Raw genomic sequence first — 13,316 nt, 5'->3', positions numbered from 1 at the left:
TCCGGGGTGGGGTGTACCGCTGTTCGAGGTGGTGGGCGGCTGGGGGCAGCGAGTGTGGGGTGCAAGTGCGGAGGTTTGTGGGTGGGATTGTGCAACCGTCCGATTGGATGGGGGTCGATGGTCGGTTAGCCTTGTCCTGCCCGAGTGGGAGTTGCGGGGGGCCTGGTTGCGTCCTGCTCCCGGTGCGGGGTGCGCTTGAGATCAGGAGGGTGCGGGCGTGATGGTTGGTGGAACGAGCCGGGGTGCGGTGCGTTTGGCGGCTGTCGGGGTGGCGGCGGTCGCGGTGCTCGCCGGGTGTTCGTCGACGGTTGACGGGACGGCTACCGAGCAAGGGCAGGGGAGTGCGCCGACCAGTCATGACGAGTCGATCCCGCTGTTCAATCCCTGTACTGATCTGTCGGATGAGGTGCTGGCGGGGGCCGATCTGGATCCTGCGTCCAAGCAGGTGACCGTGGACAGGCAGGACGGTCCGCCCAGCTGGTGGAAGATCTGCGATTGGCGTTCGACCGAGGGGCCGTACGCTGTCGCGGTTCTCTCATCCAGACGAACGGTCGAGGAGCGCCGTGCGAACGAGAACAGTCCGTTCGTGAAGGACGTCACCGTCGGTTCGCGCGATGCGATCGTGACGACAAACAAGGACGTGGACAAGTTGGCATGCTATGTGAGCATGCCGGCGCATCAGGGTATGTTCGAAGTCGGAATACTTTGGCGTTACAGTGAGCGTGAGAAAATGACCGAGTCTCCGCCCTGCGGCTTGGCGATTGAATATGCGGGATACTTCGAACCCCATCTCCCAGGCTGAAATCCGTGATGAACAGCTCGCAAGAATGGTACTACCACCCGGTAGCAGGAGGGGGATCGGATGTCTGGTAACACTTCGATAGAAGCTAGTCTCACGCAATGGCGCGGATACAAGGAAAAAGCGGAGTCCGGCGAATTTCGCATAGACGAGCAAATCGGGCGTGCGTTGCAGGCGCGTTGCGAGACTTTGTTGAGCGGACTCGAAGACACGCTGTTGAGCAAGGCTGGCTTGCTCGATCAGTTGAGCGGCTTCGGAACATTGCCGTCGGCGGAAGCGTTGCGTTCGAAATTCGCGAACAAGGCCGTAATCGACCAAGACTCGGCAGTCAACCAGTTGAAGAAGCATATTGACCTGGTCATTCTCATGCGCGATACCTACAAACTGGCAACCCAGAAACTGGCCGACCAGGACCAGTCCAACGCCAACGATCTCAACAATACGGACGTGTAGGAGGGGTTGTGGGAACGTCCACGTGGGACTGGCTCAACAATATCGGTGGCTATGCGTCCGACCCGATCAATATCGTCAAGGATGTCTTCAACGCCAGATCTGAGGCGGAGCAGCAGTCGAAGGACTTCGATGATCGCAAGTCCGGTGCGCAGCAGCAGTGGGATTCGGATCGGGCGATTGTCAACAAGAACTGGTCGGATCTGCAATCGCAGCACGAGGGCGGGTACTCGGATCGCGTGGTGGTCGGGGAGAATAAAGAGTCCTTCCTGACGGCGTCGCACGACTGGATTTACAACAACCTGAAAGATGTGAAGCCGGGGGAGATCAATGACGGTGCCAACGGTTGGCGCGATATGGTCAAGGCTGGCCGGGAACTGAGCGACGTGTTCGCCAACGGTGTGAAGGACGACATCGAGGCCTATATGAAAGGGCAGACCGCCAACGCGGTGGTCGAGTCGACGAAGTCATACGCGGGCGAGCTGAACAAGCTGCTCGTTTCCTTCGAGATGGTGGCGCGCGGCCTCGATCTGACCGAAGGCTATCTGGCTCAGGCTCAGCAGACGGTAGATCCTCCGCATGAACTGTCGTGGGCGGACAAGCTGATCGGCCACATCCCCGGCAACGGCGTTCTGAAAAGCGCCCAATACCGCGCCGACGAGGCGGAGAACCGCGTCCGCGATTTCATGGACCGCGTCTACCAGCCCGGCGTCGCCGAGGAAGTGGACCCCTACACCCCGAAAATCCCCGAACCCAAGAGCACGATCAAGAACGACACGGATGTCCCCGGCCCCGGCCAGCCCGGTCCCGGTCCGGGTGGTCCGGGGCCAGGCCCCGGGCCCGGCACCACCGAGGACCCCACGCAGCCGGGAACCGAACTGGAGGATCCGTCGACGGACCCGGACGACACGGATACCAGCACCGACCCGTCGTCGAATCCGCTGTCGACCGATCCGGCGTCGACGAATCCGGCGTCGACCGTGCCCGACACCAAGATCCCCAGTACGGATCTGCCGAAGTCGACCACGCCGAGCACGCCGGGGCCGGGGGTTCCCGGTGTGCCGGGGCCCGGGACGCCGGGGCCGGGGGCGGGGCGCAGTGTGACCGCGACGCCGACCACGCAGCAGCCCGGGTTGAACGGTGCGAACAATCGCGCGGGCGCCGGTATGGGGCGCGGAATGGCCGGTATGCCCGGTATGGGTGGCGCCGGTGCTCGCGGCAAGGGCGATGACGACGAAAACCACAAGATCCCCGACTATTTGGTCTACGACCACGGGGACGAACTGCTGGGCACGCAGCCGCCCGCGCTCCCGCCCGGTGGGGTGATCGGCGGATGAGAACCGGACAAGCATCGCGGGAACCGTTGGTGCGCGGGTGGATTCATGGTGTTGGGAATGTCGGTGAGGCGGCGGCATGAATGAGTTCCAGTGGCGCATGGACGGTTTCATGTTCCAGCTGGCGTTGGAGGCGTTCGGGCGGGATCGGTTGCCCTACCCGCTGCGGTACAAGGTCGAGGGTGTCGAGGCGCATGACGACTACCTGCGGGCGCGGGTGGACGCGGCGCGGCGCTTGCAGGGCATCGCCGACGAGCGTCTGTACGAGGCGCTGACCGTGCTGCTCGAACCGCGGGTCCGGGTGGAAGTGCACGGATTCTACGGCCCGGATTTCGCCCAGGTGGTGCGCATCCACGCCGGACTGGACGCGCGCAGCGCGACCGTCGCCGTGCAAATGTCCGGCCCCACACAGCAATACGGACGCGACGTGATTCTGTATCGATGCCCGGCGCGCGGTGCGGTCACGCACATCGTCGGCAATCTGCCCCAGTGCGGGCCCGGTAAGCATCGTCCATTGAGCGGGCGGCGCTCCGATCTGGACCGTCCCGAGTACGGACAGCATCCGACGCGGTTGTCGCCCACCGAGGAACTGAATCGCCTTGTGCGTCGCCCACGTTCGAGCCTGGGTGAGATCATGGTGTATCGCGGGGCGGCCTACGACAGCAGGCCCACCGGCGACGGGCGCGGGTTCCACTGGATGGATTATCTGCCCGCCGACGGAAGGTACTTGCTGCACAATCACTCCGAGCAGGACTTCACGCTGGCGCCGGGCTCGGCCGCCGAGATGGAACGCGAACTCCACAAACTCCTGGAGGCGAGTTTCCGTCCGGTGGCGCGCAGTTGGTAAAAGCTCTGCTTGTACTCGGAGCCCTCACAACCAATTGTTGCGATGAAAGGTCACGTACAACCCCGTGCAGATCGTGAGAATCACCATCCACACCGCCGGATATCCCCACGGTGAACTGAGTTCCGGCATGTGCTCGAAGTTCATGCCGTAGATGCCGGCGATCATCGTCGGCACTGCCGCGATCGCGACCCACGCCGAGATCTTGCGCATGTCCGTGTTCTGCTGGACGCTGATCTTCGCCAGGGCCGCGCTCACGAGTTCGCTGAGGGATTCGTCGAAGTCGGCGATGTGCTCGGCGACGGTGGTGTGGTGGTCGGCCACGTCGCGCAAGTAGCGGCGAATCTCCTTGGGCAGCGGCAGATCCGGCTTGTGCACGAGGAGTTGCAGCGGCAGGGCGAGGGGGTTCACCGCGCGGCGCAGTTCCACCACTTCGCGTTTGAGCTGGTAGATCGTTTCGACGGTGGTGAGGTTGCGCGGGGTGAAGACCGCCTCCTCCATCTCCTCGATGTCGTTCTCCACCGAGCCCGCGACATCGACGTAGGAGTCGACCACGTGGTCGGCCACCGCGTGCAGGACCGCGCCCGGCCCGAGCGCGAGTTGTTCGGGCTTGGACTCCAATTCGTGGCGCACGCCCGCGAGCCCGGTGTGTTCGCCGTGCCGGACGGTGACGGCGAAATCGGGGCCGGTGAACACCATGATGTCGCCGGTCTCCACGATTTCGGAGATGGCGTGGATGTCGTGCGGCACGTAGCTGACGGTGCGCAGCACCAGGAACAGCGTGTCGTCGTAGCGCTCCAGCTTCGGGCGCTGCTTGGCGTGCACCGCGTCCTCCACGGCGAGCGGGTGCAGGTCGAACGCGTGCGCGATATCGGCCATCTGGTGCTCATCGGGATCGTGCAGACCGACCCACACGAACCCCGACCCGCGCTCGCGCACTTCGGCCAGCGCCGCCTCGTGCGTGAACCGTCCGGGCAGCCGCTCCCCGTCCACGTACACGCCGCAGTCCACGATCGCCCGCGCGGTCGGCACCGGCACCCACGCGGCCGGCGTCGCGCGCCCGGGACCGCGGAACGACGGCATCGGCGGAATGGACGGCACCCGACGATGCTACGTCGGCGGCGCGTGCGAGGACGGGAACGCGCGCCAGGTCAGTAGGTGAGCAGTCGTACCGCGGCGGGAAGGCCGCAGTACTCCGCCGCCTTCGCCAGCCGGGCGTCGAACGTGACCGCGGTGGTGTCCTCCAGCGCGGCGACCGCCAGATACGTCGCGTCGTAGACGGAGACGTTGTGTCGTAATCGCCACACGGTGCGCAGCAAGGTCGCGTCGGTGCTCACGTACTCGATCTGCATCGCGGCGAGCGCCTCGGTGGCGGCGTCGGCATCCGCGGCTGGAAGTTTGCGCGCCACAACAGCTTTGTGCAGGGTCCGTTGGACTTCGAAGGGCATGTGCGCCGGTGCGGACCAGTCGTCGTCGGCGATCATCGCGGCGCGCGCGGTGTCACCGGCCCGGGTGTGATCGACCAGAGCGAAAACCATCACGTCGGCGTCGATGACGATCAATCGTCGGACCCTCTGTCACGGCGGATCTCGGCGAGAATCTCGTCGGGTGTGAGTTCGAGCCCCCGATGCCCGACCATGCTCTCGAGCAGATGCCGATTGCGCTCCGCGCGGAACTCGCGCTCGAGCAAACTCCGCAGGTAGGACTGGGTGGACTGGCCGCGTGCGGCAGCACGTGCCGCGATCGCGTCCCGAATCTCTTCCGGTACATCCTTGATCTGAATTGCCACACTCATGACACCAGGGCACATGCGCATGTCATGCGCATGTGAGCGAGACGTCGGCGGCGCGTGCGTCACTCGGAACCCGCACTGTAAGACTGGAGGCGTGCGCATCGACCTGCATACTCATTCGACCGCGTCCGATGGGACCGACAGTCCGGCCGAGCTGGTGCGGAACGCGGCGGCCGCCGGGCTCGACGTGGTGGCGATCACCGATCACGACACCACGTCCGGGTGGGCGGAGGCCGAGGCGGCGCTGCCCGAGGGGATGACGCTGGTGCGCGGGATGGAGATGTCGTGCGTGGGGTTGGGGGAGGACGGGTGGCCGGTACCCGTGCACCTGCTGGCCTACCTGTTCGACCCCGCCGACCGCTGCTTCGCCGAGGAGCGCGAGCGGTTGCGCGCCGAGCGGGTCGACCGGTTGCGGTCGATGGCCGAGCGGATGGCCGCCGACGGACTGCCGATCGATCCCGACGCGGTACTCGCCTCGGCGGGCGTGTCGGCGGGCCGGCCGCACCTGGCGCGGGCGCTGGTGGAGGCGGGCGTGGTGCCGACCGTCGACGCGGCGTTCACCGACCTGCTCGCCCCGCACGGCCGCTACTACGCGGAGAAGGCCGACACGCCGCTGCGCCGCGCGGTGGAGATGATCGCCACGGCGGGCGGTGTGAGTGTGCTGGCCCACACGCGGGCCCGAAAGCGGGGCCGCCTGCTCGCGGTCGACGACATCCGCGCGCTGTCCGAGGTGGGGCTGGGCGGGCTCGAGGTGGACCACCCCGACCACTCCGCGTCCGACCGTGTCCTGCTCACCGGACTGGCGGGCGAACTCGGGCTGATCACCACCGGTTCCTCGGACTACCACGGCCGGAACAAGACCATCCGGCTCGGTGAATTCACCACGGACCCCGCGCAATTCGAGGAACTGGTGGGCAAGTCCTCCGGCGTGCCGGTGATCGCCCGGTGAGGCTGCTACGGGGGCTGAGCGGTGTCGCCGCCGCGGGCACCGTGCTGCTCACCCTGGTGGTCGTCGGAGCGGCGGTGCTGGGCGGGCAGCGCGGGTTTCCCGGACCGGGCGCGGAGTCGGTGACCTGGCATCTGGTGGCCTCGGCGGTGGTGCTCGCGGCGCAGATTTTCGCGGATCGGCGTCGGGGTTCGGCGGCGTTCTCCGGATGCGCGGTCGTTTTTTTGGTCACGGGAACGTTGCTGTGGACACAGTGGTGGGGTTGAGGGTCGTGTACTGGTTGCGGCCGGGTGAATTGTGGCCGAATATTTTGTCTTGTGAACGATATCCAGACGGATGTGCTGATCCTCGGCGGTGGACCCGCCGGGGTGTGGGCCGCCGTCGCGGCGGCCGGCGCGGGAGCGCGTGTGGTGCTGGTGGACAAGGCCCGTTGCGGAAGCAGCGGGCCTTCCGCGTTCGGGAGCACGTCGCTGTGGAACATCCCTCCCGGCGCGGCGCGTGAGGAAGCGGTGCGGCACGCGTACACGCACGGGGGCGCACTCGGCGACGCGGAGCTGATGTACCGGGTGCTGGACGAGACGCATCGCCGCGTGGGGCAGCTGGCGAGCTGGGGGCACAGGTTTCCCGAGGACTGCGCGGGCGGTGCCTCGCTGCGCGTATGCCTCGACGGGGCGGGCTATCTGCGGCGGATGCGCCGCGCCGTACTCGAGGCCGGAGTGCGCGTCCTCGACCATCATCCGGCGCTGCAACTGCTGGTGGACTCCGACGGGACGGTGTCGGGTGCGTCGGGTGTGCAGCGCAACAACAGGTTTCGGCCGTGGACGGTGCGGGCCTCGGCGGTGATCGTGGCGACCGGCGGCTGCGCGTTCCAGTCCGGCAGCGCCGGAACGGAGGTGGCGACCGGCGACGGACTGCTGCTCGCCGCCGAAGCGGGCGCCCGGCTGTCGGGGATGGAGTTCTCCAGCGCCTACGGTCTCGCGCCCGTGCTGAATTCCGGTGCGCGGTCGATGCATTCGAGCTACGCGCCGGGGCTGGCGCTGCATTTCGCGACGCTCTACGACGAGACGGGCGAGGTCATCGATGGGCACCGCTCGGCGTTCGGGGCGATCTCGCGCGGGCGGCGGGTGTTCGCCGCGCTGGACGACGTGCCCGAGACGATCCGGCACTGGCTCACCAGGCAAGGCGCGGTGGACCGGCGCAGTCGCGTGCCGCTGCGAGCCGTGCTGGAGGGCACCGTGCGCGGCACGGGCGGGTTGCGCATCACCGGAAACGACTGCGCCACCGATGTTTTCGGACTCTTCGCCGCCGGTGACGCGGCCACGCGCGAGGCGATCACCGGCGCGATGAGCGGATTCGGCGGGCAGAGCGGGGCGTGGGCGATCGCGTCGGGCGTGTGGGCCGGGGCCGGGGCGGCACGGTTCGCGCGCGAGCGCGGCAGACCCGGCGCTGTGCGCGCGGTGCCCGGCGCCGGGCTCGGCCCGGTCGCGCACGTCGATCCCCGCGCGGTGATCGGGCTGGTGCAGGAACACACCTTGCCGCTGCGCCGCAGTTACTGGCGCAGCGAGGGCAGCCTGCGCGACAGCATCGCCGAACTCGACGCCATGTGGCCGGGCGCGGCCTTCGACCTCGGCGGCACGGGCGCCGACCGGGTGCGCGCCCGCCAAGCCGCCGCCCTGCTCGCCGTGGCCCGCTGGACCAAGTACAGCGCGCTGGCCCGCACCGAGACCCGCGGCATGCACCAGCGCACCGACCATCCCGCCACCACCGCCGATTGGCGGGCGCGGGTGCTCTCGGGCGGGCTCGACGAGGTGTGGGTGGACACCATCCCGCTGCCCGCGATCCCGGAGGCGTTGCCGCGGGCGAGCGAGGACGCCGGTGTGCTCCCGCCGCCGTCGGTCGTGCGGGGACAGGTGCCCGTCGGCATGGAGCCGGCTCCGGCGCTGTCGCCCACGCCACCGATCGCCCCGGAGGCGGCCGAGGCCGAGTGGGTGGAATCGGGTCTGCCGTCCGCGTAGCACCTCACACCCCGCCGGGCGACCGCCCGAGACAGCTCACCGGACGCTCGCGCCGGGGTGCGAGTTTCCCCTAACGTCGGGGCAATTCCGGCGGCCTACCCTCGATTCATGATGCGCAGTCGGTACCCGGCACACCGGTTTGTCAACCGGTCGGACCGACTGGCAGAATGTTGCGGATTCCCGTCCTTTGCCACCGCCGGGTCCGGGAACCACGGTGACCTCCGCCGCGCGACGCACCGTCGCACCCCGAAGATCGCCCCGCACGATGTATCCGGACCCACCCGTCCGGTTCCGCTCCGCAGATCAGTGCAGCGCCACGTCTCGATGAGGACAGCCGGATCGCGATTCCGCATCTACCCGAAACGTCCCGGTCAGCGCACTCGATGAGCGGAACGTATCAGCTATGACCAACTACCCGGCGGTAACCGTCCCCCGGTTCAGCCCGACCCGAGCAGGAGTGAAATCGTGTCACCTGTGACTGACGCACCGAATGCCACCGCGAGCCTGTCCGAGATCACGCAGGAAGAGATCTTCGCCGGCCACCTCGGCGGCAAGCTCTCGGTCGAGCTTTCGGCTCCGCTGGAGACCCAGCGTGACCTCTCCATCGCCTACACCCCCGGTGTCGCTCAGGTCAGCCGCGCGATCGCCAAGGACGAGGCGCTGGCCAAGCGCTACACCTGGACCGACCGCCTGGTCGTCGTGGTGAGCGACGGCACCGCGGTGCTGGGCCTCGGTGACATCGGCCCGCGCGCCTCGCTGCCGGTCATGGAGGGCAAGGCGGCGCTGTTCAAGAAGTTCGCCGGTCTGGACTCGATTCCGATCGTGCTCGACACCAAGGACGTCGACGAGATCGTCGAGACCCTGATCCGCCTGCGCCCGAGCTTCGGTGCGGTGAACCTGGAGGACATCTCCGCGCCGCGCTGCTTCGAGATCGAGAAGCGCGTCATCGAGGCGCTGGACTGCCCCGTCATGCACGACGACCAGCACGGCACCGCCATCGTGGTGCTGGCTGCGCTCAACGGCGCCGCCAAGGTGCAGGGCCGCGCCATCTCCGGCCTGAAGGTCGTGGTGTCGGGTGCGGGCGCCGCCGGTGTCGCGTGCACCAACATCCTGCTGGCCGCCGGTGTCGCCGATGTGACCGTGCTCGACTCGAAGGGCATCGTGAGCACCACCCGCACCGACCTCAACGAGGTCAAGGCGGAGCTGGCGCAGCGCACCAACCCGCGCGGCCTGATCGGTGGCGCCGCGGAGGCGCTGGCGGGTGCCGACGTGTTCCTGGGCCTGTCGGCCGGCCTGATCGCCGAGGAGCTCATCGCCTCGATGGCGCCGGAGTCGATCGTGTTCGCGATGTCGAACCCGGATCCGGAGATCCACCCCGACGTGGCGCGCAAGTACGCCGCGATCGTGGCCACCGGCCGCAGCGACTTCCCGAACCAGATCAATAACGTGCTCGCCTTCCCCGGCGTGTTCAAGGGCGCGCTGGACGCGGGCGCCCGCCGCATCACCGAGGGCATGAAGGTCGCCGCCGCCAACGCAATCTTCGGCGTCGTCGCCGACGAGCTGTCCCCGGACAAGATCATCCCGAGCCCCCTGGACCCGCGCGTCGCCCCGGCCGTCGCCGAGGCCGTCGCCGCCGCGGCCCGCGCGGAGGGCGTGGCGTAACCACCAGAGCGAGAAGGGCGCCCGTTCCGGAAAGGAACGGGCGCCCTTCGCCATTCGTGGAGGTGCTCAGGTGGGGAGTTTCGTGGGGGTGCGCAGGCGGCCGGTGCCCGGGGCGGTGACCCAGACGAGGAGGGCGAGCAGGGCGTCGAGGGTGAGGGCGAGGGCGGCGACGAGGAGGGCGCCGACGAGGACGAGGTCGTAGCGGTACAGACCGAGGCCGTCGAAGATGTAGCGGCCCAGGCCGCCGAGGTTGACGTAGGCGGCGATGGTGGCGGTGGCGACCACCTGCAGCGTCGCGCCGCGCAGGCCGTTGAGCAGGATCGGCGCGGCGTTGGGGACCTCGACGCGCAGCAGGATCTGGCGTTCGGTCATGCCCATCGCGCGCGAGGCGTCGACCACGTCGGCGGGCACGTTCGCCACGCCCGCGTACGCGCCGGCCAGCAAGGGCGGGATGCCGACGGTGAGCAGCGCCAGCATCGGCGGCACCAGGCCCAGGCCCAGCAACAGCACCAGGAAGGTCAGCAGACCGAGCGTCGGCAGCGCGCGCATGGCGTTGGCGAAACCCACCAGCAGCGCCGCACCCCGGCGACGGTGCCCGATCACCAGACCCAGCGGCACCGCGATCAGCGCCGACAGCCCCACCGCCAGCAGCGTGTACCAGAGATGTTGCGCCACACGGGATTCGATGCCGGTGGGTCCACCCCAGTTCGCACCGTCGGTGAAGTAGCGCCAAGCGTCGAGGAAGAGGTTCACGCGCCCGCCCCTCGGCCGACGCGCGGATCGGCCCGCGTCCACGGCGTCGCCCACCGGCCCAGCAGATGCACGGCGCGGTCGAAGAGCAGCGCCAGCACCAAGGTCACGACGATGCCCGCGATGATCTCGTCGGGGTAGTCGCGCTGGTAGCCCTGGGTGAACAGTTTGCCGAGCCCGCCCACGCCGATGAGCGCGCCCACGGAGACCATCGCGATGTTCGTCACCACAACCACGCGCAGATTGGACACGAAAACGGGGATGGCCAGCGGCATTTCGACGGTGAGGATGCGGCGCAGCGGCCCGAACCCGACCGCGTCGGCGGCGTCCACCACGTCGGCCGGCACCGAATCCAGCGCCACCGGAACGGCGATCACCAACAGGGCGGCGGAGTAGATGGTGAGCGCGATGATCACGTTCCACGGGTCGATCGCCGAAATCCCCACCAGCGGCGGGATGATCACGAACAGCGCGATCGACGGCACGGTGTAGGCGAGATTCGCGGCGGTCACGGTGACCCGGCGCAACCATGGCACGCGGCGGATCGACGCGCCCACCGGGATCGCGATCAGCAGGCCGAAGACCAGCGGCAGCAGCGCGAGGAACAGGTGCGTGCGGGTGATGCCGATGATCTCGCCGAAGTTGTCGAGGAGGTAGTTCATCCGAGGCCGTGTTCGTAAGCGAGGGCGTTGCGGGCGTCGTCCTCGGCGGTGCGCTGGGCGGCGAGTTGGGCGATCACCTCATCGGCGCGCACGCCGCCGCGCACCGCGCCCGAGTCGTCCACGGCCACACCGATTCCCGAGGGGGAGGAGATGGCGGCATCCAGCGCCTGTCGCAGATCGCCGCTCGGCCCGAACAGCGATCCGCCCGCCGCCAGGCAGTCGGCCAGTGCCGTGCCCGCCCGGTGCGATTCGACACCCGTCACGTCGACCCAGCCGAGCGGCCGACCCGAATCATCCACCACCAGCACCCATTCGCCGCGCGCCAAGCGCAACGCCGTGACGCCCTCGGCCACGACGGTGCGGATGTCGTGCAGCGGAACGTCTTCGGCGGAACGGAACGACAGGCCGCGATATCCGCGATCCCGGCCCACGAATCCCGCGACGAAATCCGTTGCCGGTTGCGCCAAGACGCGCTGGGGCGCGTCGTACTGCTGCAATACACCGCCGCGCCCGAACACCGCCACCCGGTCGCCGAGCGTGACCGCCTCGTCGATGTCGTGGGTGACGAACACGATTGTCTTGCGCAATTCCGCTTGCAGGCGCTGCATCTCGGTCTGCAACTCGGCGCGCACCACCGGGTCGACCGCGCTGAACGGTTCGTCCATGAGCAGCACCGGCGGATCGGCGGCCAGTGCGCGCGCCACACCGACGCGCTGTTGCTGCCCACCCGACAGCTGCGCCGGGTAGCGTCCGGCCAGCCCGCGATCCAGCCCCACCCGATCCAGTACCTCCAGCGCCGCCGCCCGCGCCGCGCGCCGCGAATCACCGCGCAGCACCGGCACGGTCGCCACATTGTCGAGCACGGTGCGGTGCGGCAGCAGGCCGCCGCTCTGGATGACGTAGCCGATGCCGAGGCGCAGCCGCACCGGATCGACGGTCGAGATGTCCCGCCCGGCCACGGTGATCGTGCCGGAGCTGGGCTGGATCATCCGGTTGATCATCCGCATCGACGTGGTCTTCCCGCACCCCGACGGGCCGACGAACACGGTGAACGAACCCGATTCGATGCGCAGGTCCAGCTCGGTGACGGCGTGCGTGCCGTCGGGGTAGATCTTGCTGACGCCGCGGAACTCGATGTCGGACAACGTGACCCTTCCTGATCGGGCGCGATCACCCGATCGGCTGATCCAGCCCCTGCGCGGCCAGCCATGCGGTCGCGGCGTCCTTCGGCTCGGTCTTCGACTCGCCCGACACGGCCTCGTTCAGCCCGATCAGTTCTTCGGTGGTGAGCTTCGCCGACACCGCGTTCAGCACCGCGACCGCCTTCTCGGAGTGCTTGGCGGCATTGAACAGCGGCACCACGTGCTGCGCCGGGAAGTTGTTCTGCGGGTCCTCGAGTACCACCAGGTCGTACTCGGCGATGGCGGGGGAGGTGGTGAAGATATTGGCCGCCGTGACCTGGCCGTCGACCAGCGCGCGCACGGTGGCCGGGCCGCCGCCGTCGGCGATCGGGACGAAGTTCTCGGCGGCGATGTCGAGACCGTAGTTCTCTTTCAGGCCGGGCAGGCCGCCGCGGCGCTGCTGGAACTCGGCCGGCGCGCCGAAGGTCACCTCGGCCGAGTGCGGCGCTAGATCGGCGATGGTGGTGAGGTTCCAGCGCTCGGCGGTGGCGCGCGTGACCACCACCGCGTCGGAGTCCTGACCCGGCGCGGGCGCGGCGATGGCCAGCTCCGTGCCGAGCGCGCCGGGCAGTGCGGCCTCGACGTCGGCGGCGCTGGTCGCGGTGGCGTCGGCGTCCAGGTATTGCAGCAGGTTGCCGGTGTATTCGGGGATCACCGAGATGGCGCACTCGCGCAGCGCGGGGATATAGGCCTCGCGGCTGCCGATATTGAGTTTGGTGTCCACTTGGAAGCCGTTGCGGCGCAAGGCCTCCGCGTAGATATTGGCCACCGTCTCCGATTCCGGGAAGTTCGCCGAGCCTACGATCAGGCTCTCGCCTTCGCAGGTGCCCGACTGGGCGAGCGGATCGGAGTCGCCGCACGCGGACAGGATCATGCCGACG

General features: G+C 68.5%; 15 protein-coding genes. 8 read left to right on the top strand and 7 right to left on the bottom strand.

All coding sequences use genetic code 11. From position 1 onward, the window contains the following. Positions 1 to 220: 220 nt before the first annotated feature. The 4 genes from DFR74_RS11505 to DFR74_RS11490 all read left to right on the top strand — a co-directional run bounded on the left by DFR74_RS11505 (position 221) and on the right by DFR74_RS11490 (position 3,430). Positions 221 to 802 (top strand): DUF3558 domain-containing protein, encoded by a 582-nt coding sequence (locus DFR74_RS11505; RefSeq protein WP_067513755.1) that lies wholly within the window; start codon positions 221 to 223, stop codon positions 800 to 802. 60 nt (positions 803 to 862) lie between these two features. Beyond that, entirely contained in the window at positions 863 to 1,252 is a 390-nt protein-coding gene (locus tag DFR74_RS11500) for a hypothetical protein (protein WP_067513734.1), read from the top strand. An 8-nt stretch (positions 1,253 to 1,260) separates the two neighbouring features. Next, on the top strand, positions 1,261 to 2,586 hold the full coding sequence (locus tag DFR74_RS11495; RefSeq protein WP_067513735.1) for a hypothetical protein: 1,326 nt from the start codon (positions 1,261 to 1,263) through the stop codon (positions 2,584 to 2,586). A gap of 76 nt (positions 2,587 to 2,662) precedes the next feature. Next, entirely contained in the window at positions 2,663 to 3,430 is a 768-nt protein-coding gene (locus DFR74_RS11490) for an ESX secretion-associated protein EspG (RefSeq protein ID WP_067513736.1), read from the top strand. A 24-nt stretch (positions 3,431 to 3,454) separates the two neighbouring features. On the opposite strand, the gene corA is transcribed toward DFR74_RS11490, so the two are convergent. Genes corA through DFR74_RS11475 form a run of 3 tightly spaced genes read right to left on the bottom strand, consistent with a single transcriptional unit; the run spans position 3,455 to position 5,222 of the window. Continuing rightward, positions 3,455 to 4,528 carry a magnesium/cobalt transporter CorA gene (gene corA, locus DFR74_RS11485; RefSeq protein ID WP_067513737.1) on the bottom strand — a complete coding sequence of 358 codons (1,074 nt, stop codon included), beginning with the start codon at positions 4,526 to 4,528 and terminating at the stop codon, positions 3,455 to 3,457. Positions 4,529 to 4,578: 50 nt separating this feature from the next. Continuing rightward, positions 4,579 to 4,989 carry a type II toxin-antitoxin system VapC family toxin gene (locus DFR74_RS11480; RefSeq protein WP_084538130.1) on the bottom strand — a complete coding sequence of 137 codons (411 nt, stop codon included), beginning with the start codon at positions 4,987 to 4,989 and terminating at the stop codon, positions 4,579 to 4,581. Then, entirely contained in the window at positions 4,986 to 5,222 is a 237-nt protein-coding gene (locus DFR74_RS11475) for a FitA-like ribbon-helix-helix domain-containing protein (protein ID WP_067513738.1), read from the bottom strand. The genes DFR74_RS11480 and DFR74_RS11475 overlap by 4 nt, the downstream gene beginning before the upstream one ends. Positions 5,223 to 5,313: 91 nt before the next feature. Between DFR74_RS11475 and DFR74_RS11470 the strand changes: the two genes are divergently transcribed. From DFR74_RS11470 to DFR74_RS11455, 4 genes are all read left to right on the top strand, one after another. Continuing rightward, a complete protein-coding gene (locus DFR74_RS11470) occupies positions 5,314 to 6,168 on the top strand; it encodes a PHP domain-containing protein (RefSeq protein WP_067513739.1) in 855 nt (284 codons plus the stop codon). Then, positions 6,165 to 6,431, top strand: coding sequence for a hypothetical protein (locus tag DFR74_RS11465; RefSeq protein WP_084538131.1), 267 nt, complete (start codon positions 6,165 to 6,167; stop codon positions 6,429 to 6,431). Before DFR74_RS11470 ends, DFR74_RS11465 begins: the two co-directional genes overlap by 4 nt. 51 nt (positions 6,432 to 6,482) lie before the next feature. Then, positions 6,483 to 8,180 (top strand): FAD-binding protein, encoded by a 1,698-nt coding sequence (locus tag DFR74_RS11460; RefSeq protein ID WP_084538132.1) that lies wholly within the window; start codon positions 6,483 to 6,485, stop codon positions 8,178 to 8,180. Between the two features lie 465 nt (positions 8,181 to 8,645). After that, positions 8,646 to 9,842, top strand: a complete 1,197-nt coding sequence (locus DFR74_RS11455; RefSeq protein WP_067513741.1) for an NAD(P)-dependent malic enzyme — start codon at positions 8,646 to 8,648, stop codon at positions 9,840 to 9,842. 66 nt (positions 9,843 to 9,908) lie between these two features. Here the strand turns inward: DFR74_RS11455 and DFR74_RS11450 are convergent, their stop codons facing one another. Genes DFR74_RS11450 through DFR74_RS11435 form a run of 4 tightly spaced genes read right to left on the bottom strand, consistent with a single transcriptional unit; the run spans position 9,909 to position 13,309 of the window. After that, positions 9,909 to 10,595 (bottom strand): ABC transporter permease, encoded by a 687-nt coding sequence (locus DFR74_RS11450; protein WP_067513757.1) that lies wholly within the window; start codon positions 10,593 to 10,595, stop codon positions 9,909 to 9,911. Next, complete coding sequence (locus DFR74_RS11445) at positions 10,592 to 11,254, bottom strand: ABC transporter permease (RefSeq protein WP_067513742.1); 663 nt, start codon at positions 11,252 to 11,254, stop codon at positions 10,592 to 10,594. Before DFR74_RS11445 ends, DFR74_RS11450 begins: the two co-directional genes overlap by 4 nt. Beyond that, a complete protein-coding gene (locus DFR74_RS11440) occupies positions 11,251 to 12,399 on the bottom strand; it encodes an ABC transporter ATP-binding protein (RefSeq protein WP_067513743.1) in 1,149 nt (382 codons plus the stop codon). Before DFR74_RS11440 ends, DFR74_RS11445 begins: the two co-directional genes overlap by 4 nt. A 25-nt stretch (positions 12,400 to 12,424) precedes the next feature. Then, positions 12,425 to 13,309: an ABC transporter substrate-binding protein gene (locus DFR74_RS11435; RefSeq protein WP_228789570.1), complete on the bottom strand. Its 885-nt coding sequence runs from the start codon at positions 13,307 to 13,309 to the stop codon at positions 12,425 to 12,427. Between the last annotated feature and the right edge of the window lie 7 nt (positions 13,310 to 13,316).

The sequence above is a fragment of the Nocardia puris genome (assembly GCF_003315035.1).
Taxonomy (GTDB): domain Bacteria; phylum Actinomycetota; class Actinomycetes; order Mycobacteriales; family Mycobacteriaceae; genus Nocardia; species Nocardia puris.
Note: the sequence above shows the minus strand (reverse complement) of the source record. Positions and strands in the feature narration are given on the sequence as shown.